At 61.5% G+C, this 23,330-nt stretch carries 25 protein-coding genes and 2 tRNA genes; 14 read left to right on the top strand and 13 right to left on the bottom strand.

The features are described from left to right. Positions 1–2 precede the first annotated feature (2 nt). Complete coding sequence (gene mexE / locus IFT76_RS19150; protein WP_192059827.1) at positions 3–1,232, bottom strand: multidrug efflux RND transporter periplasmic adaptor subunit MexE; 1,230 nt, start codon at positions 1,230–1,232, stop codon at positions 3–5. A gap of 371 nt (positions 1,233–1,603) precedes the next feature. Here mexE and IFT76_RS19145 point away from each other — a divergent pair, with 371 nt between their 5' ends. Then, positions 1,604–3,160 carry a TerC family protein gene (locus IFT76_RS19145; RefSeq protein ID WP_185793058.1) on the top strand — a complete coding sequence of 519 codons (1,557 nt, stop codon included), beginning with the start codon at positions 1,604–1,606 and terminating at the stop codon, positions 3,158–3,160. Positions 3,161–3,175: 15 nt separating this feature from the next. On the opposite strand, the gene rarD is transcribed toward IFT76_RS19145, so the two are convergent. The 5 genes from rarD to IFT76_RS19120 form a co-directional block, all read right to left on the bottom strand. Continuing rightward, complete coding sequence (gene rarD / locus IFT76_RS19140) at positions 3,176–4,060, bottom strand: EamA family transporter RarD (RefSeq protein ID WP_192059825.1); 885 nt, start codon at positions 4,058–4,060, stop codon at positions 3,176–3,178. Between the two features lie 76 nt (positions 4,061–4,136). Then, positions 4,137–5,672 (bottom strand): EAL domain-containing protein, encoded by a 1,536-nt coding sequence (locus IFT76_RS19135; RefSeq protein WP_192059823.1) that lies wholly within the window; start codon positions 5,670–5,672, stop codon positions 4,137–4,139. An 87-nt stretch (positions 5,673–5,759) separates the two neighbouring features. Further along, the gene (locus IFT76_RS19130) at positions 5,760–5,912 is read right to left on the bottom strand and encodes a hypothetical protein (protein ID WP_163007546.1); all 153 of its coding nucleotides are present in this window, start codon (positions 5,910–5,912) and stop codon (positions 5,760–5,762) included. Between the two features lie 102 nt (positions 5,913–6,014). Then, positions 6,015–7,130 (bottom strand): 3-deoxy-7-phosphoheptulonate synthase, encoded by a 1,116-nt coding sequence (locus IFT76_RS19125; RefSeq protein ID WP_122477412.1) that lies wholly within the window; start codon positions 7,128–7,130, stop codon positions 6,015–6,017. 50 nt (positions 7,131–7,180) lie between these two features. After that, complete coding sequence (locus IFT76_RS19120) at positions 7,181–7,330, bottom strand: hypothetical protein (protein WP_185793061.1); 150 nt, start codon at positions 7,328–7,330, stop codon at positions 7,181–7,183. 337 nt (positions 7,331–7,667) lie between these two features. Here IFT76_RS19120 and IFT76_RS19115 point away from each other — a divergent pair, with 337 nt between their 5' ends. Then, on the top strand, positions 7,668–8,111 hold the full coding sequence (locus IFT76_RS19115) for a GNAT family N-acetyltransferase (RefSeq protein ID WP_192055543.1): 444 nt from the start codon (positions 7,668–7,670) through the stop codon (positions 8,109–8,111). A gap of 10 nt (positions 8,112–8,121) precedes the next feature. Here the strand turns inward: IFT76_RS19115 and IFT76_RS19110 are convergent, their stop codons facing one another. Further along, positions 8,122–8,343 carry a DNA-binding protein gene (locus IFT76_RS19110; protein WP_122477415.1) on the bottom strand — a complete coding sequence of 74 codons (222 nt, stop codon included), beginning with the start codon at positions 8,341–8,343 and terminating at the stop codon, positions 8,122–8,124. Between the two features lie 81 nt (positions 8,344–8,424). On the opposite strand from IFT76_RS19110, the gene IFT76_RS19105 reads away from it, so the two are divergent. The 8 genes from IFT76_RS19105 to IFT76_RS19070 all read left to right on the top strand — a co-directional run bounded on the left by IFT76_RS19105 (position 8,425) and on the right by IFT76_RS19070 (position 13,652). Beyond that, positions 8,425–8,808, top strand: coding sequence for a helix-turn-helix domain-containing protein (locus IFT76_RS19105; protein ID WP_192055541.1), 384 nt, complete (start codon positions 8,425–8,427; stop codon positions 8,806–8,808). Between the two features lie 112 nt (positions 8,809–8,920). Next, complete coding sequence (gene gacA / locus IFT76_RS19100) at positions 8,921–9,565, top strand: response regulator transcription factor GacA (protein WP_122477418.1); 645 nt, start codon at positions 8,921–8,923, stop codon at positions 9,563–9,565. A gap of 2 nt (positions 9,566–9,567) precedes the next feature. Then, positions 9,568–11,391, top strand: a complete 1,824-nt coding sequence (gene uvrC, locus IFT76_RS19095) for an excinuclease ABC subunit UvrC (protein WP_122477420.1) — start codon at positions 9,568–9,570, stop codon at positions 11,389–11,391. 32 nt (positions 11,392–11,423) lie between these two features. Further along, on the top strand, positions 11,424–11,984 hold the full coding sequence (gene pgsA / locus IFT76_RS19090; protein WP_122477422.1) for a CDP-diacylglycerol--glycerol-3-phosphate 3-phosphatidyltransferase: 561 nt from the start codon (positions 11,424–11,426) through the stop codon (positions 11,982–11,984). A gap of 67 nt (positions 11,985–12,051) precedes the next feature. Further along, a tRNA-Gly gene (locus IFT76_RS19085) sits at positions 12,052–12,127 on the top strand. 38 nt (positions 12,128–12,165) lie between these two features. Next, positions 12,166–12,239, top strand: a tRNA-Cys gene (locus tag IFT76_RS19080). A gap of 307 nt (positions 12,240–12,546) precedes the next feature. Continuing rightward, a complete protein-coding gene (locus IFT76_RS19075) occupies positions 12,547–13,386 on the top strand; it encodes an undecaprenyl-diphosphate phosphatase (RefSeq protein ID WP_342365585.1) in 840 nt (279 codons plus the stop codon). An 83-nt stretch (positions 13,387–13,469) separates the two neighbouring features. Continuing rightward, positions 13,470–13,652 carry a hypothetical protein gene (locus IFT76_RS19070; protein ID WP_122477426.1) on the top strand — a complete coding sequence of 61 codons (183 nt, stop codon included), beginning with the start codon at positions 13,470–13,472 and terminating at the stop codon, positions 13,650–13,652. 45 nt (positions 13,653–13,697) lie between these two features. Here the strand turns inward: IFT76_RS19070 and IFT76_RS19065 are convergent, their stop codons facing one another. The 3 genes from IFT76_RS19065 to IFT76_RS19055 all read right to left on the bottom strand — a co-directional run bounded on the left by IFT76_RS19065 (position 13,698) and on the right by IFT76_RS19055 (position 17,681). Further along, the gene (locus IFT76_RS19065) at positions 13,698–16,127 is read right to left on the bottom strand and encodes a TonB-dependent siderophore receptor (RefSeq protein WP_446731110.1); all 2,430 of its coding nucleotides are present in this window, start codon (positions 16,125–16,127) and stop codon (positions 13,698–13,700) included. Positions 16,128–16,212: 85 nt separating this feature from the next. Beyond that, a complete protein-coding gene (locus tag IFT76_RS19060) occupies positions 16,213–17,169 on the bottom strand; it encodes a FecR domain-containing protein (RefSeq protein ID WP_192059819.1) in 957 nt (318 codons plus the stop codon). Next, positions 17,166–17,681, bottom strand: coding sequence for a sigma-70 family RNA polymerase sigma factor (locus tag IFT76_RS19055; RefSeq protein ID WP_192059817.1), 516 nt, complete (start codon positions 17,679–17,681; stop codon positions 17,166–17,168). The genes IFT76_RS19060 and IFT76_RS19055 overlap by 4 nt, the downstream gene beginning before the upstream one ends. 281 nt (positions 17,682–17,962) lie before the next feature. Here IFT76_RS19055 and IFT76_RS19050 point away from each other — a divergent pair, with 281 nt between their 5' ends. After that, complete coding sequence (locus IFT76_RS19050; protein WP_192059815.1) at positions 17,963–19,183, top strand: GGDEF domain-containing protein; 1,221 nt, start codon at positions 17,963–17,965, stop codon at positions 19,181–19,183. Between the two features lie 16 nt (positions 19,184–19,199). Here the strand turns inward: IFT76_RS19050 and IFT76_RS19045 are convergent, their stop codons facing one another. Beyond that, positions 19,200–19,442 carry a hypothetical protein gene (locus IFT76_RS19045; protein WP_122477434.1) on the bottom strand — a complete coding sequence of 81 codons (243 nt, stop codon included), beginning with the start codon at positions 19,440–19,442 and terminating at the stop codon, positions 19,200–19,202. 50 nt (positions 19,443–19,492) lie between these two features. Next, a complete protein-coding gene (locus tag IFT76_RS19040) occupies positions 19,493–20,353 on the bottom strand; it encodes a DHH family phosphoesterase (protein WP_192059813.1) in 861 nt (286 codons plus the stop codon). Between the two features lie 196 nt (positions 20,354–20,549). On the opposite strand from IFT76_RS19040, the gene IFT76_RS19035 reads away from it, so the two are divergent. Beyond that, the gene (locus tag IFT76_RS19035) at positions 20,550–20,771 is read left to right on the top strand and encodes a hypothetical protein (protein ID WP_122477437.1); all 222 of its coding nucleotides are present in this window, start codon (positions 20,550–20,552) and stop codon (positions 20,769–20,771) included. A gap of 55 nt (positions 20,772–20,826) precedes the next feature. After that, complete coding sequence (locus IFT76_RS19030) at positions 20,827–21,672, top strand: NAD-dependent protein deacetylase (RefSeq protein WP_192055532.1); 846 nt, start codon at positions 20,827–20,829, stop codon at positions 21,670–21,672. Here IFT76_RS19030 and IFT76_RS19025 read toward each other — a convergent pair. Next, positions 21,664–22,581 carry a ZIP family metal transporter gene (locus IFT76_RS19025; RefSeq protein WP_185793125.1) on the bottom strand — a complete coding sequence of 306 codons (918 nt, stop codon included), beginning with the start codon at positions 22,579–22,581 and terminating at the stop codon, positions 21,664–21,666. The two genes, IFT76_RS19030 and IFT76_RS19025, sit on opposite strands and share 9 nt — an antisense overlap. Before the next feature lie 188 nt (positions 22,582–22,769). Between IFT76_RS19025 and IFT76_RS19020 the strand changes: the two genes are divergently transcribed. Continuing rightward, positions 22,770–23,306 (top strand): DUF3455 domain-containing protein, encoded by a 537-nt coding sequence (locus tag IFT76_RS19020; RefSeq protein ID WP_185793126.1) that lies wholly within the window; start codon positions 22,770–22,772, stop codon positions 23,304–23,306. Positions 23,307–23,330 lie beyond the last annotated feature (24 nt).

Below are 23,330 nucleotides of genomic sequence, written 5' to 3'. Positions count from 1 at the left end.
TCTTAACCGCGTGGAGTCGAAACGCTGGCAACCTTGACCGCAGCAGCGGGCGTGTTGCTGGCTTCAAGGGCATGGCGCTGTTCGGCCAGGGCGGCGAGGGTGGCAGGGCTGGCCATCTGGGCGACTTCGGGATCGACCTGGGAACCGGGACGAACCCGCTGCAGGCCATTGATGACGATGCGCTCATCCTTGCTCAGGCCACTGCGCACGATGCGCAGGCCCTCCAGCTTGGGGCCCAACTCGATGCTGCGGTAGGCGGCCTTGTTGTCCTGGTCCATCACCAGCACGAACTTCTTGCCCAGGTCGGTGCCCACCGCTTCGTCCTTGATCAGCACTGCCGAATAGGTGGCGCTGCCCACTAGTTTCAGCCGTGCGTACAGGCCGGGGGTGAAGCTGCCGTCCTTGTTGTCGAACACGGCGCGACCGCGGATGGTGCCGGTCTTGGGATTGACCTGGTTGTCGACGAAATTCATGTGCCCCAGGTGCGGGTTGCCCGCCTCGTTGGACAGCCCCAGATACACCGGGGTGGTCTGGCCGCGCTGGCCCTGGCGGGCGAGCTGGGTGTACTTGAGGTACACGCGCTCGTCGGCATCAAAGTAGGCATACACCTTGTCGGTAGAGACCACGCTGGTCAGCGGCGTCACGTCGGCGCTGACGATGTTGCCTGCGGTTATTTCAGCACGGCTGACGCGCCCGGAAATCGGCGCCGTGACGCGGGTGAAGCTCAGGTTCAGCCGGGCCAGGTCGAGCTGTGCCTGGATGCCGGCGAGCGCGGCGCGCGACTCTTGCGCCGCGGTGGCACGGGTCTCGGCCAGCTCGGCGGAAATGGCGTTGCTCGCCTGCAGGCGCTGTCCACGCTGCGCTTCGTTGTCGCTGCGTGCGGAGCTGGCACGGGCCTGTTGAAGTTGCGCTTCCAGGCGCCGCACTTCGGCCTGGAAAGGCCGCGGATCAATCTGGAACAGCAGGTCGCCCTTGTTCACCAGGGCGCCCTCGGTGAAGGCTACCTGGTCAATCTGGCCCGACACGCGTGGGCGAATCTCGACGGTTTCCGGTGCTTCCAGGCGCCCGGTGAACTCGTCCCATTCATTGACCGGCTGTTCCAGCACCTGGGCCACGGTAACCTTGGGTGCAGCAGGCGCCTGAGCGACATCGGGTGTTTTTCCGCAAGCGGCGATGACCATCAGCGCAAGGGCCGCCAACGGAAAACGCAACGGAGTGAGTGACTGGTGCATGTGCAGATCCGCCAAGTGAAGTAAGGGAGCATCAACGATGGGCGGATCATGCGGCGCAGACGGGACAATCGACGAATCGAATGGTTCGAAGGTAACTATCATTGCGAATGATGAACATCACTGGAAGTGCTTGATTTTCCGGAAAAATACAAAGCTAGCTAACGATTTTTACAGGCCAGCACCTGACGGCAGGGCAAAGCCCCAAGGCACAGCCGTACAAGCCTTGAAATACTTTCCCGCTGTAGGAATCAGTACGCCGGGCGGTAGGATCAGACTCCGAAACTACTAAAGATCTCTATGAATCCCGTCACGGAACCTCCCAGTCCCGCGCTTCATGCAACATCCTCCTTCTGCCTGATGAGTGCCCTTCCATGGAATGGCTAGCCGACCCCACGGCCTGGCTAGGCCTGGCGACCCTGATCGTCCTGGAACTGGTATTGGGCATCGACAATCTGGTATTCATCGCGATTCTCGCCGACAAGCTGCCCCCGCATCAGCGTGACCGCGCGCGGGTGATCGGCCTGTCGCTGGCGTTGATCATGCGCCTGGGCCTGCTGGCCAGCATTTCCTGGATGGTGACGCTGACCGAGCCGCTGTTCGAGGTGTTCGGCAAATCGTTCTCCGGGCGCGACCTGATCATGCTGTTCGGCGGTATCTTCCTGCTGTTCAAGGCGACCATGGAGTTGCATGAAAGGCTCGAAGGCCATGTCGCGCAGCGGGCTGGCGTCAAGACCTACGCCCTGTTCTGGCCAATCGTCGCGCAGATCGTCGTGCTGGACGCTGTGTTCTCCCTGGATGCGGTGATCACCGCCGTGGGCATGGTGGACGAATTGTCGATCATGATGATCGCGGTGATCTTCTCCATCGGCCTGATGATCATCGCAAGCAAGCCGTTGACGCGCTTCGTCAACAGCCACCCGACCGTGATCATGCTGTGCCTGGGCTTCCTGATGATGATCGGCTTCGCCCTGACCGCCGAAGGCCTGGGCTTCCACATCCCCAAGGGTTATCTGTACGCCGCGATCGGTTTCTCGATTCTCATCGAGGTGTTCAACCAGATCGCTCGGGCACGGCGCAAGCACAAGCATCAGGACCGGCCAATGCGCGAGCGTACCGCCCACGCCGTGCTGCGCCTGCTGGGTGGCCGGCGTCCGGCCAGCGAAGCCATGGACGAGGAAATCGAAGACCTGGTGGGCCAGGAGCAGAGCGAAGCGCTGTTCGATCGACGTGAGCGGGTGATGATTAGCGGGGTGTTGAACCTGGCTGAAAAACCCATCCGCAGCATCATGACCGTGCGTGCCCAGGTCGATTGCCTGGACCTGGGTGCGTCGCGCGAAGTCACCGAGCAGACCTTGATGCAGTCGTCCTACTCACGCCTGCCATTGATTGCACAAGGCCAGGTGGACGAGCCTCTGGGTTTCGTGCACAAGAAGGAGTTGCTCAAGCAACTGCTGGCGGGCGACGCACCGGACCTGGCCAGCCTGGCGCGCCAGCCGATCAACCTGCTCGAAACCTTCAGCATTCTCAACGCCCTGGAGCAGATGCGTGCGCAGTCCACGCACATTGCCTTCGTGGTCAACGAGTTCGGTGGCTTCATCGGCATTCTGACCATGACCGACATTCTCGAGTCGATTGCCGGCGAGTTGCCCGACGCCAGCGAAGTGCAGGCCCCCGATATCGTCGAGCAGGAGGAGGGCTATCGCGTGAGTGCAGCGTTGGACCTCAAGCAGCTGCAGACGCGCATCGGCTTCGATGCGGCGCCCACCAATGACTATCAGACCCTGGCGGGCATGGTCATGAGCCTGCTCGATCGTTTGCCCAAGCAAGGCGACACGCTGCAATGGGAACAGTGGAGCCTGACCGTGCTGACGGTGGAGGAGCGCCGGGTCAAGCAAGTCCTCCTGCGCAAGCAAGCCCTGCAGGTGTAGCGAAACCGCGCGCAATCACACTGCGCGACGCGAGCGCGCCAGATGCTTGGCGCCCTCGAACATCAGCACCAGCACCGCCAGCCAGATCGGCAAGTAGGTCAGCCACTGGTCTGGCGCGATGCTCTCGCCCAGCAACAAGGCCACACCCACCAACAGCACCGGCTCGACGTAGCTGAGCAGCCCGAACAGGCTGAACGGCAGCAGGCGGCTGGCCATTACGTAGCAGATCAATGCCGATGCACTGATGACGCCAAGAATCGGTATCAGTGCGTACAGCAGCGGTCGCGCCTCCATGTCTGCCGGCGACAGCTGGCCTTGCACGATGAACAGCAGCGCGGCCGGCAGCATCAGGCACATGTCCGTCCACAAACCGCCCAGGTGATCATTGCCGCACGCGCGACGCAACACGAAATACACCGGATAGCCGGCAGCCACGAGCAACGTTTCCCAGGCGAAGCTGCCGTGCTGGAACAGCTCGTGGCCTACACCGCAGGCGGCGCAGAGCACCGCCAGCTTCTGCAGGTGCGAGAGCTGTTCGCCGTACACCAGCCGTCCGGTCAGGACCATGGTCAGCGGCAGCAGGAAATAGCCCATCGACACTTCCAGGCTGCGCCCGTGCAGCGGCGCCCAAAGGAACAGCCACAGCTGCACACCCATCAGCGCCGAGGTGCCCATCGAGCCGAGCAGCAGCATCGGACGCTGGGCAATGTTGCGCCACACCCTGGCGACCAGATGCAGATCGGCACTGAACCACATGAACAGGGTCACGCATGGCAAGGTCAGCAGCATGCGCCAGCCAAACATCTCTTCGCCGCTCAGAGGGGCCAGCAGCGAAGTATAGAAATACATCACGGCGAACAGAATGGACGCTGTGACGGACGTGATGATGCCTTTGGACACGGGAGCCTCGAAGCGCGAAAAACCTGACTGAGCCGACAATGATCTCAGCCAGACGGACAAGCTACAACCACTGCTTTCAGAGACGGCGCAAGGCGTGCGCGAAATCCGCCAGCGGCATTGGCTTGGCAAACAGATAACCCTGCAGATATTTCACGTGGCGTGCGGCGAGGTAAGCGCGTTGTTCGTCGGTTTCCACGCCTTCGGCAACCACTTGCAGTTCGAGTTTGGCCGACAGCTCGATGATGCTGTCCAGCACATGCCGCGAAAGCGTATTGACGCCGATCATGGCCACGAAGCTCTGGTCGATCTTGAGGAAGTCGACCTGGAACTGCTGCAGGTAGCTCAGGCTGGACTGCCCGGTGCCGAAGTCGTCGATGGCGATGCTCACGCCCAACCCGCGCAGCCGTTCGAACAGCGCGTGAATCTGCGCGCAGGGCTGGATCAGCTCGCGTTCGGTCAATTCCAGGGTCAAGGCGATCCGGTCTTTCGGAAACGCGTCGAGGAACGCCTTGCAGTCATCGAACAACGCTGAATCCAGGCAATGCTGGGCGGTGATGTTGATGCCGACATGAAAGCCGTGCGGCAGCTGATCCAGGCAGGTGCCCAGTTGCTGCGCGGTGCGCTTCATCAGCAGCCGGGTCATCGGTACGATCAGCCCGCAGTCCTCGGCGTAGGGAATGAACAGGTCGGGGCGGACCAGGCCTTCGCGAGGATGTTGCCAGCGCATGAGCACTTCGGCGCCCGCCCAGCGGCCGTCCTCGCTGAACACCACCGGCTGGAAGAAGGGCACGAACTCCTCGGCGTCCAATGCACGCTGCAGCTCCTGATAGCGCGAGCCGGAACGACTCATCACCCACCGGCAGAGCAGGCCGACCACCGCCGAGATGAGCAATAGCAGGCCGAACATGCCGGCGTACTGTTCGCGTATCAACGTCCAGCGCGCCCCTTGCGGGCTACCACTGACCACGCTGAACGGGTAGCGTGCGGACTGCAGCCGTGTTTGCGCGCCTGTGGCAGGCAGCGGCGCGCCCTGATGGACCTCGCCGCTGGCTTCGATCCAGCTGCGCCCGACGTGCAGGGTGATCGAATGGGTCGAGCCCATCATGCGCAAGGCGTTGGCCAGGTGGTAACCGTCGACGGTGCTGAGCGCGCTGGCCTGGCCACGGACGGCGCGGTAGATCAACAAGCCGCGGTCGGGCGTCACCGAATTGCCGGGCAGCAGCCACAGCTGCCCATCGACGTAATCGAGCGGATTCACATTTTCGCTCACTGCGCCCGACAGAGAGCTGCAATAAAGTGTGTCGCCCTGGATCAGATTCACCGAACGCACAAAGGGCCGCCGGGTCACTTGGTCCAGCAGCGCCGGTTGCACCTGCGCGCAGGGTTGTCCGGACAGGGGCAGAACGGCATCCGCCGCTGCCGCGACGTTATCGAGGATGAGTTCGAATTGCTCGACCGCCAACTGGCTGGTGCGCGCCGCTGCAAGCTGCAGCGAACGACCGGCTTCCCAGGTCAGCATGACCGCACCACTGGCCAGTGGTATTGCGGCCGCCAGCCAAGGCAACAGCAGGCGTGAAAATTTGCGTTTGGAGGCGGCAAGTGTCAGCGGCATGCTGGCGACAGTCCTTGTGCGCAGGAGATGCGAGCGGGAAAGCCGCCATCATTTCATGAAAGCGCCTGCGGGGGCAGGCGCCGACGCTTATTTATCCTTGGACTGATCGGGCTTCTGCATCTGTACCGAGGAAGGGGTGCCGTCGTTGTTGCCTTTGGTGGTGCTCTTGTCGGCGCTGTCGAAGCAGCCTTGCAGCAGTGCCAGACACAGCACCAGACCGGCGCACGGGATGAGTTTCATGATGATCTCCGATGTTCAGAACGTGCAGCTTGGACTCGACCCTGTCCAATTGGTTGCCTGCGCCGACCCGGATCCGGATCGGCGCACGGGCGCGTGGGGGAATCAAACCTCGGCAGCGCCGCGCAGGCGCTCGGCACCTTGGCGCAGCAGTCGCTCGGTGGCGGCCCAGCCCAGGCAACCGTCGGTGACCGACACGCCGTAGCGCATGTGCCCGCTGATCGGCTGGCTGCCTTCCTGCAAATGGCTTTCCAGCATGACCGCCACCAATGACCGGTCACCGTCCAGGCGCTGCTGCAGCACGTCGTCGAACACCGCTGGCTGGCGCAATGGGTCCTTGCCACTGTTGGCATGGCTGCAGTCGACCATGATGCGCGCCTTCACACCCGCTTTGGCCAGATCGTTGTGCACCTGGGCAATGCTCTGCCGGTCATGGTTGGGCCCCCGGTGCCCCCCGCGCAACACCAGGTGAGTGTCGGGATTGCCAGTGGTGTCGATCATGGCCGGGTGCCCTTGCGGATCGATGCCGAAATGGCGATGGGCATGGGCCGCACTGCGCATGGCATCGCACGCGACGGCAACGCCGCCGTCGGTACCATTCTTGAAGCCGACCGGGATCCCCAGGCCGCTGGCCAGTTCGCGGTGGATCTGCGATTCCGTGGTGCGTGCACCGATCGCCACCCAGCTCAACAGGTCGTCGAAGTACCCTGAGGCCATGGGTTGCAATACTTCGCTCGCCAGTGGCAGGCCCAGGCGCAGCATTTCCCGCATCAGGTCGCGGCACAGGGTCAGGCCGCCCGCCATGTCGTCGGTGCCGTCCAGGTAAGGATCGTATGCCAGGCCTTTCCAGCCCACGGTAGTGCGTGGTTTCTCCACGTAGGCGCGCATCACCAGCAGCATCTCGCCCTCTAACTCCTGCGCCAACTGGCTCAGGTTGCGTGCGTACTCCAGCGCGGACTTCGGATCGTGCAGGGAGCAGGGGCCCACTACGACCAGCAGGCGTGGGTCACGGCCTTCGAGAATGGCGCGGATGGCTTGGCGATGGGCTTGGACCTGGGTGCCCAGGTGATCGGCGAGGGGCAACTGCTGCTTGAGCGCGAAATGCGTAGGCAGACGGTGAGTTGCCGGCGTGTTGGCGGCGTCTTTTGCTGCGGTTGGACCTGCGGCTGTGCGAGTCTGGACAGCAGGGGTGTGGTGCAGAGTGGTCAGGCTGTTGTTCATGGTCTGGGTCCTGGACAGCGGCGGGGGGATTGCCCGCATGCGCTGCCCTGTCAAGGTGTTCGACAAAGTGCCGGGGAGTCTGGACTGCGGGTCATGCCACCCATCAACGACCGGTCGGAGGCGGCAGGCTGGCCCGAACGGAGGTTGCTAAATCGCCAGAGGTTGCGGATGTCGAAACGGTAATAAGTGAAGTTGTTCATGAAGCGTTCCTCGATTTCGTGGCGAAAGTGCCGAAAAAAACATGAAGCCCTGAAAAGCAAAAACCCCCAGTCGGGAGGCCGACTGGGGGTTGAGAATTCTCTGTCGGCGACCCCTGTGAAATGGGCGCCGATATGGGTATCAGGCGCGCCAGTGGCTAAACCAATACCCAAAATAAACGTTTGCCGGTGCACGGACAGCCGTCATCGCTGCGCAGGTCGCAGGCAAGGATGCAGGGCTGAAGGTGTTGTGCGACATTGATAGTCTCCGGTGGATGGCTGGAGCTTACTTCAGCCATGGCGAAGGATTCAAGCTCATTCTTGACGTGGGGAGGATGCAATGACTTTGTACCTGCGGGCGGCTGTCGATCAGGATCTGCGTTTCGCCCGAGACCTTACTCGGCGAGCGATGCTGCCTTACTACGGCCGTCACGATCTGTTGTGGCTGGACGAGGGTTTCGATCAGGCCTGGCATTGGCGCGACAACCGATTGATCTGTCGCGACGCCGTGCCGCTGGGCTACATCAGTCTGTCCAGGGATGCCCATGCACTGTTCATCCGCGAGGTGCATCTGTTGCCGGTGCATCGTGGTCAGGGCGTGGGCCACTGGGTGCTCGAGCAGGTGATGCAGCAAGCACGTAGTGAACGCTTGCCGCGGGTGCGTCTGATGGTGTTCAAGGACAACCCCGCGCAGCGGCTCTATGGCCGCCACGGTTTCGAGGTGGTGGGGGAGCAGGACAGTTTCCTGCGCATGGAGTACGTGCTGCCCAGCCCCGCCCGTTGACCATGTGCGGTCAGCGCTGGCCGTTCTCCAGTGCAGCGCTGATGGTGCCCAGTTTCATGCCCAGCAATACGGCGACCCGGTGCGCCTCGCCACGCCGCCCCTTCTTGCGTCCTGCCAACACCTGATAGGTGGTGGCAGGGTCCACGCCGTGCTCGCGCGCAAACTCTTGTACCGATTTCCCTTGCTGATCGAGCCAGGCTCTGGCTTGTGCGGCAGTCCGTATACCATGCATAGTTCAAGTCCGTTTTAGAGGGTTCAAAGTAGTTTTATTTCGCACCGTTTCGGGTGTTTCGATAAAGGATTATACATTCAAATGACTGGAATCGGTCCCCGACTAAGGGAAGAGCGCGAGCGTTTGGAGCTCACGCAACGAGAGTTTGGCCAGGTGGGTGGTGTCGAACCCAATGCGCAGGGCAAATACGAAAACGGCGAAAGATCACCACGGGCCGATTACTTGGCTGCCGTTTCGACGATAGGCGTCGACGTTCTCTACGTCGTGCTGGGCCGCCGGACGCCATTGGCCGAGCAGGCTCTCAGCGGCCGAGAAGAAAAAGTCCTAGAGACATATCGGACGCTTCCTACTTCCGGCCAAGCCGTCTTGAGCAATCTGGCCAGCAGCCTGGCCGAGATGGCGGCGAACTATTCAACGCGCAGTACGGTCCAGAAAAAAACACGGGCGAGAAATACCCCGGACTGATCTTCCGCACCGACGCCCCACGCCATATTCATGACGCTTTGAGCTAGGTCCGAGGCGGCAATGTTTGGTAATGTGGCAGCATTCCCCGAGACCACTATTACGAGGTGTCCGTTTGATTCGGGTTCTAGTAGTCGACGATCACGACCTGGTCCGTACCGGTATTACCCGCATGCTGGCCGATATCGACGACCTGCAGGTCGTGGGACAGGCAGAGTCGGGCGAGGGGGCGTTGCAGTATGCTCGCGATCTCAAGCCGGACGTGGTGCTGATGGACGTCAAGATGCCCGGTATCGGTGGTCTCGAGGCGACTCGCAAATTGCTGCGCAGCCATCCCGACATAAAGGTGGTGGCCGTCACTGTCTGCGAGGAAGACCCATTTCCGACGCGCCTGCTGCAAGCCGGTGCCGCCGGTTACCTGACCAAGGGGGCAGGGCTGGCCGAAATGGTCCAGGCGATTCGCCTGGTGTTCGCCGGCCAGCGTTACATCAGTCCGCAGATTGCCCAGCAATTGGCCCTCAAGTCGTTCCAGCCGCAGACCAGTAATTCGCCGTTCGATCTGCTGTCCGAACGGGAAATCCAGATTGCCCTGATGATCGTCGGCTGCCAGAAAGTCCAGATCATCTCAGACAAGCTGTGCCTGTCGCCAAAAACGGTCAACACCTACCGCTACCGGATCTTCGAGAAGCTCTCCGTGACCAGCGATGTGGAATTGACCCTGCTGGCGGTGCGGCATGGCATGGTAGACACCAACCTTTGACCATGACTGCTGCATTCGATCCCAGTGCCTTTCTTGCCACCTGCAGCGGACGTCCGGGCGTGTACCGGATGTTCGACGACGCCATGCGCCTGCTTTACGTGGGCAAGGCCAAGAACCTCAAGAAACGCCTGGCGAGCTATTTTCGAAAAACCGGCCAGGCGCCCAAGACCGCTGCCCTGGTGGGCAAGATCCAGCAGATCGAAACCACCATCACGGCCAACGAAACCGAGGCGTTGCTGCTCGAGCAGACCCTGATCAAGGAGTGGCGGCCGCCCTATAACATCCTGCTGCGCGATGACAAATCCTATCCGTACGTGTTTCTTTCCGACGGCGAGTTTCCGCGACTGAGCATCCATCGCGGCGCCAAGAAGGCCAAGGGTCGCTACTTTGGTCCCTATCCGAGCGCAGGCGCCATTCGCGAGAGCTTGAGCCTGTTGCAGAAGACCTTCTTCGTTCGCCAGTGCGAGGACAGCTACTTCAGAAACCGCACGCGCCCGTGCCTGCAACACCAGATCAAGCGCTGCAAGGCGCCGTGCGTGAGGCTCGTGGAGGCGCCTGAATATGCCGAGGACGTGCGCCATTCGGTGATGTTCCTGGAAGGGCGCAGCAACCAGTTGACCAACGAGCTTTCTGCCAGCATGGAGAAGGCGGCGATGGACCTGCAGTTCGAAGAGGCCGCGCAACTGCGCGACCAGATCGGCCTGCTGCGGCGCGTCCAGGACCAGCAGAGCATGGAAGGCGGCAGCGGCGACGTCGACGTCATCGCTGCCTTCGTCAACCCGGGCGGCGCGTGCGTACACCTGATCACCGTGCGCAGCGGCCGGGTGCTGGGCAGCAAGAATTTCTTCCCGCAGGTGGGTATCGAAGAAGAAGTCGCCGAAGTCATGTCGGCGTTTCTCTCGCAATACTACCTGGGCAGCTCCGAGCGCGACTTGCCGAGCGAGTTGATCGTCAACGTCATTCCCGAAGACCACGAAGCGTTGCTCGATGCCCTCGATACTTTGCGTGGCCGTGAATTGAGCCTCAGCCATCGCGTGCGCGGCACCCGCGCACGCTGGCAGCAGCTGGCCGTGACCAACGCCGAGCAGGCGCTGGGTGCACGGCTCGCCAATCGCCAGCACGTGGCCGCGCGGTTCGACGCGCTGGCCGAGGTGCTGAACCTGGACGAGCCACCGCAGCGGCTGGAATGCTACGACATCAGTCACTCCAGCGGCGAAGCCACCGTGGCGTCGTGCGTGGTGTTCGGGCCCGAAGGGCCGATCAAGTCGGATTACCGCCGCTACAACATCGAAGGCGTCACCGCAGGCGATGACTATGCGGCCATGCACCAGGCCCTGATGCGCCGCTTCAGCAAGATCAAGGCAGGAGAGGGCAAGCTGCCCGACGTGCTGCTGGTGGACGGCGGCAAGGGCCAGTTGAACATGGCCCGTGAAGTGCTGAACGAACTGGCCATTCCCGACCTCATCCTGCTCGGCGTGGCCAAGGGCACGACCCGCAAGGCCGGCTTCGAAACGCTGTATCTGAACGACGTCGCCCACGAATTCACCCTCAAGGGCGACTCGCCGGCGCTGCACCTGATCCAGCAGATTCGTGACGAAGCCCACCGTTTTGCGATTACCGGTCACCGCGCGCGACGTGGCAAGACACGTCGCACCTCGACCCTGGAAGGGGTTGCAGGCGTGGGCCCCAAGCGTCGCCGCGAGTTGCTCAAGCATTTCGGCGGGCTGCAGGAAATCGCCCGCGCCAGCGTCGAGGAAATCGCCAAGGCACCGGGAATCAGTAAAAAGCTGGCAGAGTCGATTTATGCAAACCTGCACAGCGAGTAGAATGCCATCTCACCTTGCAGCCAGTTGTGCCGATGAATATCCCTAACTTGCTTACCGTACTGCGCGTCCTGCTGATACCGTTCTTCATATTGCTGTTCTATCTGCCCTACCATTGGAGCTACATGGCAGCCAGCACCGTGTTCGCTATAGCGGCGGCAACCGACTGGCTGGACGGCTACCTGGCCCGCCGTTGGGAGCAGAGCACACCATTCGGTGCGTTCCTCGATCCGGTGGCCGACAAGCTCATGGTGGCGGTGGCCCTGGTGCTGCTGGTGCAGGAACATGCCAACTTCTGGCTGACCCTGCCGGCGGCGATCATCATCGGTCGCGAAATCGTCGTCTCCGCGCTGCGCGAATGGATGGCCGAGATCGGCGCACGTGCCCAGGTCGCAGTGTCCAACATGGGCAAATGGAAGACCGCCGCGCAGATGCTGGCTTTGGTCATCCTGCTGGCCAACCCCAAGGCGGCCACCTTCTGGGTCATCCTGGGCTACGCCCTTTTGCTGGTCGCTGCCGCACTGACCTTGTGGTCCATGCTGCAATACCTGCGCGCCGCCTGGCCGCACTTGCGCATCACGGCCGAGAAGAAATAAAACTATTTTTGAATCAAGGGCTTGACGGGTGTCGCCGATTAGATAGAATGGCGCCCGTCAACACGATGCGGGAATAGCTCAGTTGGTAGAGCACGACCTTGCCAAGGTCGGGGTCGCGAGTTCGAGTCTCGTTTCCCGCTCCAGTTTGTTTGCGTGCAGCAGTTTCTTGCTTCACGTTTGGGGCCGAGTAGCAAAGTGGTTATGCTGCGGATTGCAAATCCGCCTACGCCGGTTCGATTCCGACCTCGGCCTCCATCATCGAGAACCCCGCAGATTAACGTCTGCGGGGTTTTTCTTTGGGCGGTCGAAAAGGCATGTGTTCCAGAACTTCTGGGGATGTGTTCAAGGACCATTCTTCGACAGCTCCACGATTGCGTTGACTCGTCGGTAGATCTTCTTGGCGATTTCGCGCGGCTGAGACATAGCCTCAAGCATCGAATTCAAATCATTGCTGGCGCTCAAGAATCTTTATCCGATCCAGCGGTCAGTTACTCCCGACGTATCCTGTGTGTTGCCATTTACGGCAGCCCGACTGATAAAACTAATTGGGAGCTGCTGAGGCGTGAGTGAATTAAGTATCTGGCTGGAAGCCATTATTCTGGGGTTGGTCCAGGGACTGACCGAATTCTTGCCGGTATCCTCCAGCGCGCACTTGCGCATCATCGGGCCATTGTTACCCTCTGGCGGTGACCCAGGCGCTGCGTTCACTGCCATTACCCAGCTGGGTACCGAAGCAGCAGTGCTGCTGTACTTTCGCAAGGATATCCTGCGCATTGCCATGGCTTGGATCAAGTCGCTGGCTGACGCCTCTTACCGCAGCCATCCGCACGCCAGAATGGGCTGGCTGATCATCATCGGCACCTTGCCGATCTCGATCCTTGGACTGCTGTTCAAGGACTATATCGAAGGAAGCCTGCGCAATCTTTACCTCACGGCAACCATGCTCATCGTGTTCGCGCTGATCTTGGCCGCAGCGGATAAAATGGGGCGCAAGGAGCGCAAGCTCGATCAACTGACCTGGACCCATGGCCTGGTTTTCGGCTTTGCTCAGGCGCTGGCCCTGATTCCGGGCGTATCACGCTCAGGCGGCACCATCACCGCCGGGCTGATAATGGGCTACACGCGTGAGGCTGCAGCGCGTTATTCATTCCTGCTGGCGGTGCCGGCGGTGATCGCATCGGGCTTCTACCAGCTGTACCGCAACTGGGGTGAATCCAGCACTTTCTCCGGCGGCCCAACATTGCTGGCAACGATCATTGCGTTCGTCGTCGGCTACGGGGTGATCGTGGTCTTCCTGAAATTGGTTTCGACCAAGAGCTACATGCCATTTGTGTACTACCGCATCGCGCTTGGCCTGGGCGTCATCGGGCTTCTGAGCGTGGGCACGCTCAGCGCTGTGTGACTTGTTGCGGCGCGCAGGATGCGCCCTCGCTTCAAGCTGGCAAAGCTATGTGCTTCAATGGAAAGAAATCAGGAGGATCCGTTATGGGCAAGAATGCCAACAAGCCTTTCTACATCGCCGCTGTCCCTTTGCTTGCAGTCGGTTGCGTCTTTGCCGCGCTTGGCGCATCGGGTCAGGAAGCGTTCGGATGGACAGCAATCGGGCTGCTCGTGCCCGGCATCGTCATGCTGATCACAGGCGCCATGCGTAGGCGTCGAGCTGCCTGACAGTTCATCGGACAGCCCGTGCAGTCAGAACGGCGTGGGCTGTCGTCAGAAGTCCCATCGGGTGGTGATCATCACGTTCCTGGGCTCGCCATAGACGGCCGAGTTATAGAAGCCGATGTTGGTGTAGTAGTACTTGTCGAACAGGTTGTTGAGGTTGACCGTGGTCGATAACGTCGGGGTGATCTGGTACTTGGCCATGAGGTCCACCACCCAGTATTGCTTCTGGGCGAAGGTTTCGTAGGTATCGCGCGGCGAATTCCAGATCTCTTGCCACGCCTTGCTCTGCCAGCGTCCACCGCCGCCCACTGTCCACTGGTCGAGCGTACCGGGCAGATTGTAGGTAGTGAACAAGGTGAACTGGTTTTCCGGCTCGAACGTCGAGATTTTCACGCCGCTGTCGTCGCGTACCACTTTATGGGTAAAACCGGCCTGCATCTGCCAACCTTGCGCCAGCTCCCCGGAGACTTCGAGTTCAAAGCCCTTGGTTTGCGCATCGGTACCCTTGAACGCGTAGTTGGAAGGCGTTGGGGTGAGGTTGTTGTAGTCGTCATCGGGCACTGACCGATTGCTTTCCTTGACTTGAAAGTAGGCCAGGCTGGCATTCAGCCGGCCTTCGAAAAACTCGCCCTTGATGCCCACTTCGTAGTTCTCGCCTTCATCGGGCTCGAGCAACTTGCGGTTTCGATCCAGGTTGTAGGAATCCTGTGCAATGAAGATGTCGGTGTAGCTGGCATACACCGACAACTGCTCGTTCAGGTCGTAGACCGTGCCGGCATAGGGGATCAGCCGGCCGCTTTCGCGATAGGTGTCGGTATTGCCTGTCACGGTGTAGTTGACCAGGCGCCCGCCGAGAATGAAATGCAGATCGTCGGTCGCGTTCAAGCGCGTGGTCAGGTAGACGCCGGTCTGCCGAACGACATCGTCGCTGATCTGCTGCGCGGTACCCCAGGCCGGTTTGTCGACGTTGCCGTGCCAGTTGAAGAAGTCGAGCTGGTTGCCGTTGGGATAGGTCACGTCCCAGAAGCCCTTGCCATCCCAATGCGCCTTGCTGATCGAACCGCCGAGTACCACCTCGTGTTCGCGGCCCAGGAGCTGGAAAGGACCGCTGACATAGGCATCGGCTGAATCGCTGCTGGTTTCGCCACGGTAGCGCTGGCCATTGAGCCGGGCCGTGCCGTCGACGGCTGGGGTATCGCCCTGGATCGAGCCCAGTTGTGCGTCATAGCCGTTGATCTTGTGGTCCAGTTGCAACTTGGTTACCCAACCATCACCGAACTGGTGCTCCAGCGTCGCGAATACCGTGCGCGTGTATTGCTTCCAGCTGCTCCAGTCGGCTGCGTTGCTGAAGGAGCGCTTGACGTCGTTGCGCTCGCCGGCGGCGTTGAGCAAAGGAAAACTGCCAGACCAGGTCGAGCCGCGCGGATCATTGTTCTGGTAGTCGCCGCCCATGGTCAGCAACGTGTCCGGGGAAAGATCGAACTCCAGAATGCCGTAGTACACCTCGGCCTGGCTGCCGTAGCGGTCCATGAAGGAATTCTTGTCCTGATAGGCCGCCACGGCACGCCCGCGTACGTTGCCGGTCGACGTCAGCGATCCGCTGACGTCGACTTCGCTGCGGTAGTTGTCCCATGAGCCTGCGCCCAGGCTCAGATGCCCCTGGAAATCGGTGGTGGGCTTCTTGCGGATCAGGTTGATCGTGGCACCCAGCGAGCCTGCACCCACAAGCAGGCCGGGTGACCCCTTGAGCACTTCGATGCGGTCGTAGACCGCCATGTCGCTGAGCGAGTTACCGGCCGAATAGCCGACATTGCGTACCGCAGATGGAATGCCATCGTACTGAAAGTTGTTGATCGAGAAACCGCGAGCGTAGTAGTTGGAGCGATCACTGTCATAGGCCGAGACGGTAATGCCTGGGGTGTGCCGCATCACGTCGTCGACATTGTCCAGCGCGAAGTCATCCATGTGCTGACGGGTGACGACGGTGACCGACTGCGGTGTCTGCCTGGGGCTCAGTACCAGCCGGGTGGCCGTGGCGATCAGGCCGGGTGTGTAGGAGCCGGTGCCTTCGGTGATATTGCCCAGTTGGTTGCCGGTGATCTGGGTGGGCGCCAGGTCGAGCCCGACACCGGCGGTCGTCAGGGCAATCAGGACGAAACCATCGCCCTGTTTCACGGCGCCGATTCCGCTGGCGCCCAGCAGCTCATCCAAGGCCTGGTCGGTACTGAATCGACCGTGCAATCCTGGGCTGCGCTTGCTGTCCAGCAGTTGCGGATCGAACACGATGGTCACACCGGTGCTGCGGCTGAGCTCGGTCAGGGCGCTGTCCAGGCTGCCCGGCTGGATATCGATCTGTTGCAGGTCGGCTGCCTGCACCGCAGAGGCGGCGATACCGGCAAGGCTCCAGCAGATCACGGCAGGAAAGACGGTTCGACCTAACAGGTGAGGGTGGAGGCGAGGCGAGGGGCGCTGGGTCACTTTGAGGATCTCGAACGGATTGAGTGAGGCATTCACTGAGCTATGCCGTCCCAGACTCGAAATCCCATCACTGCACCACGGTTTTTCACGCAGCCGAGCCGACGTGGGACCAATAGCGAGTAATCGTTCGTACGTGCAGGCCATGGGCGCGGGCGATCAGCGCCACCGACTGATCGGGGTGCAAGGTACTGAAGTTACCGCTGACCGGCAGCGCGGCAATGCGTTGTTCCCAGTTCAGGTAACCGGCCCGGTAGCGTGACAGCTCGCCGAGCATCTGAGCCAATGGCAGGTTTCGAACGATCAGCATGCCGTTGCGCCAGGCACCGTGGTCGGGGGCAGGCCCGGGTGTGCGCCGCAGCGCTGAGTGACTGACGAGCCACTGCTCTCCTGCGTGCATCTCGAGCGCTGCGTGCCCGGCACTCGCCTCCAGCTTGACGGTGCCCTCGGCGATTGTCAGGCACGTGCGGTCCCCGAACAGCCTGGCTTCGAAGCGTGCATGAAGCGCATCCACCCGGCAGTGCGGCGTTGTCAGCTGCAGGGGCAGACCACTGCCGGCTGTTGTCACACCCAGCTCGCCGCGCAACAGGGTGACGCGTTGCACGCCTTCGAGGTCGGCTTTCACCGCGCTGTCGGTGTTGAGTTCGAGCAAGGTGCCACTGGGAAGTGTCCAGCGACGGAATTCCCCCGTGCGGGTGCTGTAGTCGGCGAGCAGGCGTTGCCAGGGCCCGTACCGTTGGGTGCCACAGCCAATCGCGGCGGTGCCTGAACCCAGCACCAGCAGCTTGAGCAGTTGCCGCCGCTGCAGGCGTCCGGTGGGGAGTCGGTTCAGGGCGCTCATCGCGGCACTGGCGGGCAGCCGCGCAAAGGGCTCATTCAGGCCTTGCAGGCGTTGCCAGGCCAGGGCATGCCGGGCATCGGCCGCCAGCCAGTGCTGGAAGGCGTCGCAGGTTGCCGCGTCGGCTGTGTTGAAGCTGATCTTGAGCGACCAGTCGATGGCCGCGTCGAGTATCTGCGGCGACACCAGGGTACATGGCGTGCTCACTGCGTTTCCTGCGCGAAGGTTGCGGTGTAGCAAGCGCGCAGTGCCTGGGCGAGGTAACGCTCCACGCTTGGCACGGATACCCCAAGCTCCCTGGCGATGGCGGGACACTTCAATCCTTCGAGCTGGGCGAGCAGGAAAGCCCGGCGCACGATGGGGCGCAGGCTGTCCAGCAGGCAGTCGATGGCCACCAGCGCCTCGATCACCAGAAGTCCCGTTTCAGGAGAGGGGGCCTGTTCGCAGGGCAGTTCCGCCAGCGTTTCCAGCCAGGCCCTTTCGATATCCCGACGCCGCCACAGGTCGATGACCAGACCCCGGGCCACCGTTCGCAGGTAGGCACGCGGCTGCTCCATGGTTTGCACGGTACGACGCTGTAGCAAGCGCACGAAGGTATCCTGCGCCAGGTCGGCGGCGTCGGCGGTATTGCGCAATCGGCCATACAACCACGCCCGGAGCCAGGAATGGTGATCCTGATAGAGTCTTTCCAAGCCTGGGCCGGTGTGCGAAAAGTGCATGCAGGATCTCGTGGAGCATCAGATGATAAAGTCTCGCATTATCATCTGATGACCCGCAGTTTGAAACCTGCGATTTGAATCTTCGGCTCTTCGCCGGCACATCCAGGAAAACTGATCCCTGACCAGAACAGCGGACGCAGTGAAAGACCGCACACGCCCGACCGCTGGTGCAACCCGACGACCGTTCATTCCATTGGCGCCAAACTAATGCCCCACAATAATGGCACTAAGATATCATGGGGTAGTCTAGTAAAATTCTGAATCATATTTTCCGGTGCCCCATGCAAGCCGTTCAAGCTCAACCGGCTCATTCCCCCGAACCGCACACCATGGCACTGGTCGAAGAGGCCATCGCAAGCGGCGTGGGTGGTCTGACGTTCGACCGTGAACTGGAGCGTCGCTACGAGGCCGATACCCAGCGCCAGCGCCTGCAGTTCCTGACGTCCACCGGTATCTGCGGTGCAGTGATCTACAACCTGTTCCTGATCAGCGACTGGTTGGCCCTCGAAGATGTGTTCGCCTATGTGGCTGTAGGGCGCCTGCTGCTGATCACCCCAATGATCATTGCCATCCTGCTGCTGGCCCAACGCCTGACCTCGCGTCGAGCGCTGGAGACGGTGTCGGCGCTGGCCACGGTATTGTCCTCGTTGATGCCGCTGGTGGTGATGATCTACAGCGACAGTCCCTATCGCCTGCACTATCAGTTAGGCATGCTGTTGCTGATGGTGTATTGCACGATGATTCAACAGTTACCGTTTCGCTTCGCGGTGGCTGCCATGGCCAGCATGCTCGGCATCCAGTTGCTGACCACTCACATCGCGGGATTCATGGACCCGGTGACGTGGCGCGCCAATGCCTTCTTGTACGGCTCAACGGTGGTGCTGTTGCTGATGGCTTCGTATTTCCTCGAGCGTGCGAGCCGACTCAGCTATCTGTTTGCCTTGCGCGGGCGCCTGCTGGAAGTGCAACTGACCGAAATGGCCCGCACCGACCCACTGACTCAACTGTTCAACCGTCGGCACCAGGGCGATGTCACCGCCCAGCTGTGGCAGGCAGCAGGGACCGAAGCGACCTGCGTGACGGCGATCCTCATCGACATCGATCACTTCAAGCTCTACAACGACAGCTATGGCCACCTGCAAGGGGACAGCTGTCTCAAGCAGGTCAGTGCAACCATCAAGGAGTTGTCCCGGCAATCCAATGCCATGCCGTTCCGTTTCGGTGGCGAGGAGATGCTGGTGTTGCTGGTGGGGGCCGATAGCCAGCAGGCCAGGCAGTTGGGGCAGGACCTGTGCACGGCGGTCGCGGACCTGGGGCTTGCCCATCCCGCTCTGGGCGCCGGGGCACGCGTGACCATCAGCGTGGGAATAGCGATGGGCATCGCGCCCTACGTCACGGCGCACAACCTGATAGGTGCTGCCGACAAGGCCCTGTATGCCGCCAAGAACGCCGGGCGCAACTGCCTGCGGCAGGCTCCTTTCGAAGGCAGCGCGGCGGCTTGAACGGCAACCTGAACGGTCACTTCTGCAACGCCTGCAGGCGTGCCTCCTTGGCGTCGTCGAAAATCATGTACAGCGCCTCGATATCGGCCGGCTTGAGTTTGCGCGACTGTTCGAGTCCCAGGATCAGGGCAATTTCAAGCGCGCCTTCGCGCTCTACATCCGCTTTGGTGCTGGCGGCATTCAACGCGCGGACCAGGCCATTGACCGAGCCTCGTACGTCCTTGGGCAGTTTCAGTAGATCCAGTCGTTCCTGCGGCATGTGACGCTCTCCAGCAAAATAGGGGTTGTCGGTGGTCATTCCACCTGCGCCTAGCGCGTCAATTCGTGGCCGTACGGTACGCGGAAGCCCGACGCATTGCGATGACCGCCACCGCCGAACTGTTTGGCGACTTCCGACACGTCCATGCCTTCATCGGTGCTGCGCAACGAAAACGAGCGACCCTTGGGGCCATCCGAGTAGCACGCGGCAAACGGCTCGCCCTGGGTCATGATGTTGCCGGCATCGCTGGCGAACAGTGAGGGTATGTTGGCCACCGGCACGTCGTGACCGCCGATCGACATTCGCCGCGCGGTGGCGCGCAGCAGATCGGCCACGGTTTTCTGTCGCTGCCGTTCGATCGCAATGCCGTCCGCCAACAGCGTCTCGACGGGCGCAGCCAGCAGCGCATCCCACACGGCAAACTCCTGCGGATAACTGAACAGATTGGACAGCACTTCGCGCGTGCCCGGCAGGTTGAACCGCCACAAGTCGCGGTCCTCGATATGGTCGATCAGGGCAGGGCGCGGCTGGCCGGCGAAGAAGTAGTCCCAGGCCAGGCCAGCACCCGAGCGGCTCATGTCGAACAGCGCATGCACGTTGCCGCCTTCTGCCTGTTCACCAAAGGCTGCGGCCGGCGGCACCTGGAGCAGGTCGGCCTGGGCGGTCTTGTGGTGATCGAGCACGAGGATCGAAAGGGCTTGGGCGGCCATCGCCATGAGCGTCTGGTAATCGTAGGCGAAGTCGACGATGAACACATGCCTGCCGGTGACATCGGGTGGCGGCTGGCCGTGTCCTGCGGCATGAAATTCGACATCGGGCCCGAGCGCCTTGCGCACTACCCAGGCTGCGCCGAAGCCGTCGGCACAGTTTCCGTGGTAGATGCAAAGCGCGGTTGTAGGGGCTGCGATCATGTAAGGCTCCGGAAATCGACGGGTATTGCAGGCGGGCATTCTAAGCGATTGCGGGGCCCCGCGCGTGATTGCCAGCGCCGAACCGTTCAAGGTCCGGCGACCGTCCATCGCCACAGCGAAGTATTTCGCCGGCCCCGGCAGTCATTGTCATTTCAAGCAGTGCATTTCACATGGGCACTTTATCGTGGAAAAAAATATGTCGATTTCAACGTCCAGTCCGGATCAGCGTCACCATGCGATGCAGGCGTTGCTCGAGGAATTTTCGTTGCGCGGGGTCGACATGCAAGCGGTTGCCGAAGCGGCGAAGCTCAGGCTGCTGGGTAGCCCGCAGTTGTGCCTGCTGCCTGCCGACTATCGCGTCCAGTGCGCCAAGGCGGTTGACGAGCTGATGGACCAGGCTACCCCCTCGCAATCCTGAACCTGCGCTTTTGCTCGGCCGTGTGGCCTCCCGCTAACTCGAGGTAATTGCAGCCATGGTCGAACTCGCCGATGACCTTTACCAGCAGATGGCGCAGGCGCCTTATCTGGTACTGACCGGGGCAGGCATCAGCACCGCGTCCGGCATTCCCGATTATCGCGATAGCGACGGGGTCAGGCGGGGCAGCGCACCGATCATGCATCAGGATTTCATCGCCAGCCCCGCCACGCGCAAGCGCTACTGGGCCCGGGCGATGGTGGGCTGGCGTGGTGTGCACCAGGCCACGCCCAACCCGGCCCACCAGGCGCTGGCAGCACTGCAGGGGCAGGGCCTGATCAGCGGGGTGATCACCCAGAATGTCGACGGGCTGCACGATGTGGCTGGCAGCCGCAACGTGGTCGAACTCCATGGCAACCTGCACCGAGTGGTCTGTCTGGATTGCGGCATGCGACTGCGGCGCGACGATGTGCAGTTGCTGCTCGAAGAGCAGAATCCTTACCTGCAGGACGTGCATGCGGTACTCGCGCCTGATGGTGATGCACAACTGGCAGCGCGCTTTCTCGAGGCATTCCGCATGCCCCATTGTCCTTGCTGTGGCAGCGATCTGCTCAAGCCTGACGTGGTGTTCTTTGGCGGAGGCGTCGAACCGGAGCAGGCTCGGGCCGCGTGGAAGGCAGTGGAAGCGGCGCCTGGCATGCTGATCGTCGGCACATCACTGATGGCCTATTCGAGCTTTCGCCTGTGTCAGGAGATGTCTCGCCAAGGCAAACGCCTGCTGGCGATCAACATGGGCCGCACTCGCGCCGATGGACTGCTCAGCATCAAGGTCACGCAGCCGTGCGAGCAGGTTCTGCCCCAGATAGCGCAAAGGCTGGTCCAGGGCAGCCAGTCGTCAACCTAACGCGGTATCCATGAACATCATTACCGCGAACCCCAGCATCAGGCCCAGCGTTGCCGGTGTCTGGTGACCATTGCGGTGGGTCTCCGGAATCACTTCGTGAGACACCACGAAAATCATGGCGCCTGCAGCCAGTCCCATGCTGATCGGGTAGGACAACGCGAAGCCGCTCGACAGTCCGAGGCCAACCATCGCGCCCAGCGGTTCCATCAGACCGGAGCCCATCGCCACCAAGGCAGCCTTGCCCGCGCTGAGTCCCGTCGCCCGCAATGACATGGCCACCGCCAGGCCTTCGGGAATGTCCTGCAACAGAATCGCGCTGGTCAGCGGAATGCCGACTGCAAGGTTGCCGTCGGACAGGCTGACACCGATGGCCATGCCTTCAGGCAGGTTGTGCAGAGTGATGGCCAACACGAACAGCCACACCCGGTGGATTCGTTCGGAATTGGGGCCGTGCCTGCCGGCGTTTTCATGTTCGTGGGGAATGACCTTGTCCAGTGCCAGCATCAAGCCCACGCCAAGCCCCAGGCCGAGGATCACCACCAAGGCGGCGACCGCAGAGCTGTCGGTGTGGGTATTGGCGGCTGCCAGGCCTGGCAGCAACAGCGAGAAGGTGCTCGCTGCCAGCATCATGCCGCCAGCAAAGCCGAGCATCACATCCTGTACTTTGGAGGATATTTCCCTGAGTGCCAGGGCGATCAATGCGCCCAGGGCAGTCGCTGCAAAGCCACCGGTGCCGCCCAGCAGTGCATACCAGGCATGTTGACGGTCGGCGTGCAGCAGAGCATTGACGATGCTCCATACCACCACCACCGCACTGACGGCCAGAAGCAGGCCGGTGAGGGTCCATAACCAGGGTTTGTCGCGAAAACGCTGTGGCCAGCTGTCGTTGGTGGCGGTGTTGGAAGGCATAGGTCTCTCTGGAAATTGCTGCGGGCTTAAGCATGGACCCGAATAAGCGACAGGGGTTGCGCTGCATGTGAATGGGCGTTGTAGGAAAAATCTTTTTTTAACTGCATCCAAATGCCCCGCTGATGAGTAGTACCTACAGCAGCTACACAAGGCGCTGCCGGTTCGATCACTCTTATGGAGCTTACGACATGAACAGCACACACCGTTTCTGCCTGGCCAACGTCCTCTTTGCCGCCACCTTCGCCCTGGCCACCACTGCCCACGCGCAGATGGATCTGCCAGCTCCGGTTCAGGTTCCGGCTGGCAACAAGGTCGCGATGGAAACCGTCGGCATGGGCGAAATCACTTATGAATGCCGTGACAAGGCCAATGCCGCTGGCCAGACAGAGTGGACGTTCGTTGGTCCCAAGGCCGTTCTCAATGATCGCTCCGGCAAGCAAGTAGGCACCTATTTCGGTCCGCCCGCCACCTGGCAGTCGGCAGACGGCTCCAAGGTGACCGGCACTCAGGTTGCTGTCGCACCGGCCGGTGACGGCAATCTGCCTTACCAGTTGGTCAAAGCCAACCCGGTCGAAGGCAAGGGCGCCATGCAGGGCGTGACCTACATCCAGCGCACCGCACTCAAGGGCGGCGTTGCCCCGACCAGCGCGTGTACCACCGCGCAGAAGGGTCAGAAAGAAATCGTCAAATACCAGGCCGACTACATTTTCTGGTCCGCCAAGTAAAAGTCGTATAGACACGGCGCGCGG

It is taken from the genome of Pseudomonas sp. CFBP 13727, assembly GCF_014841915.1.
GTDB classification, from domain to species: domain Bacteria; phylum Pseudomonadota; class Gammaproteobacteria; order Pseudomonadales; family Pseudomonadaceae; genus Aquipseudomonas; species Aquipseudomonas baltica.
This window is presented reverse-complemented; position numbering and strand designations above follow the sequence as displayed.

What these genes read in the sequence shown, in the direction of transcription:
- mexE (WP_192059827.1), bottom strand. Translation starts at nt 1,232, where the DNA reads ATGCACCAGTCACTCACTCCGTTGCGTTTTCCGTTGGCGGCCCTTGCG.
- IFT76_RS19145 (WP_185793058.1), top strand. Translation starts at nt 1,604, where the DNA reads ATGGAATGGCTAGCCGACCCCACGGCCTGGCTAGGCCTGGCGACCCTG.
- IFT76_RS19135 (WP_192059823.1), bottom strand. Translation starts at nt 5,672, where the DNA reads ATGCCGCTGACACTTGCCGCCTCCAAACGCAAATTTTCACGCCTGCTG.
- IFT76_RS19130 (WP_163007546.1), bottom strand. Translation starts at nt 5,912, where the DNA reads ATGAAACTCATCCCGTGCGCCGGTCTGGTGCTGTGTCTGGCACTGCTG.
- IFT76_RS19125 (WP_122477412.1), bottom strand. Translation starts at nt 7,130, where the DNA reads ATGAACAACAGCCTGACCACTCTGCACCACACCCCTGCTGTCCAGACT.
- IFT76_RS19120 (WP_185793061.1), bottom strand. Translation starts at nt 7,330, where the DNA reads ATGAACAACTTCACTTATTACCGTTTCGACATCCGCAACCTCTGGCGA.
- IFT76_RS19115 (WP_192055543.1), top strand. Translation starts at nt 7,668, where the DNA reads ATGACTTTGTACCTGCGGGCGGCTGTCGATCAGGATCTGCGTTTCGCC.
- IFT76_RS19110 (WP_122477415.1), bottom strand. Translation starts at nt 8,343, where the DNA reads ATGCATGGTATACGGACTGCCGCACAAGCCAGAGCCTGGCTCGATCAG.
- IFT76_RS19105 (WP_192055541.1), top strand. Translation starts at nt 8,425, where the DNA reads ATGACTGGAATCGGTCCCCGACTAAGGGAAGAGCGCGAGCGTTTGGAG.
- uvrC (WP_122477420.1), top strand. Translation starts at nt 9,568, where the DNA reads ATGACTGCTGCATTCGATCCCAGTGCCTTTCTTGCCACCTGCAGCGGA.
- pgsA (WP_122477422.1), top strand. Translation starts at nt 11,424, where the DNA reads ATGAATATCCCTAACTTGCTTACCGTACTGCGCGTCCTGCTGATACCG.
- IFT76_RS19070 (WP_122477426.1), top strand. Translation starts at nt 13,470, where the DNA reads ATGGGCAAGAATGCCAACAAGCCTTTCTACATCGCCGCTGTCCCTTTG.
- IFT76_RS19055 (WP_192059817.1), bottom strand. Translation starts at nt 17,681, where the DNA reads ATGCACTTTTCGCACACCGGCCCAGGCTTGGAAAGACTCTATCAGGAT.
- IFT76_RS19050 (WP_192059815.1), top strand. Translation starts at nt 17,963, where the DNA reads ATGCAAGCCGTTCAAGCTCAACCGGCTCATTCCCCCGAACCGCACACC.
- IFT76_RS19045 (WP_122477434.1), bottom strand. Translation starts at nt 19,442, where the DNA reads ATGCCGCAGGAACGACTGGATCTACTGAAACTGCCCAAGGACGTACGA.
- IFT76_RS19040 (WP_192059813.1), bottom strand. Translation starts at nt 20,353, where the DNA reads ATGATCGCAGCCCCTACAACCGCGCTTTGCATCTACCACGGAAACTGT.
- IFT76_RS19035 (WP_122477437.1), top strand. Translation starts at nt 20,550, where the DNA reads ATGTCGATTTCAACGTCCAGTCCGGATCAGCGTCACCATGCGATGCAG.
- IFT76_RS19030 (WP_192055532.1), top strand. Translation starts at nt 20,827, where the DNA reads ATGGTCGAACTCGCCGATGACCTTTACCAGCAGATGGCGCAGGCGCCT.
- IFT76_RS19025 (WP_185793125.1), bottom strand. Translation starts at nt 22,581, where the DNA reads ATGCCTTCCAACACCGCCACCAACGACAGCTGGCCACAGCGTTTTCGC.
- IFT76_RS19020 (WP_185793126.1), top strand. Translation starts at nt 22,770, where the DNA reads ATGAACAGCACACACCGTTTCTGCCTGGCCAACGTCCTCTTTGCCGCC.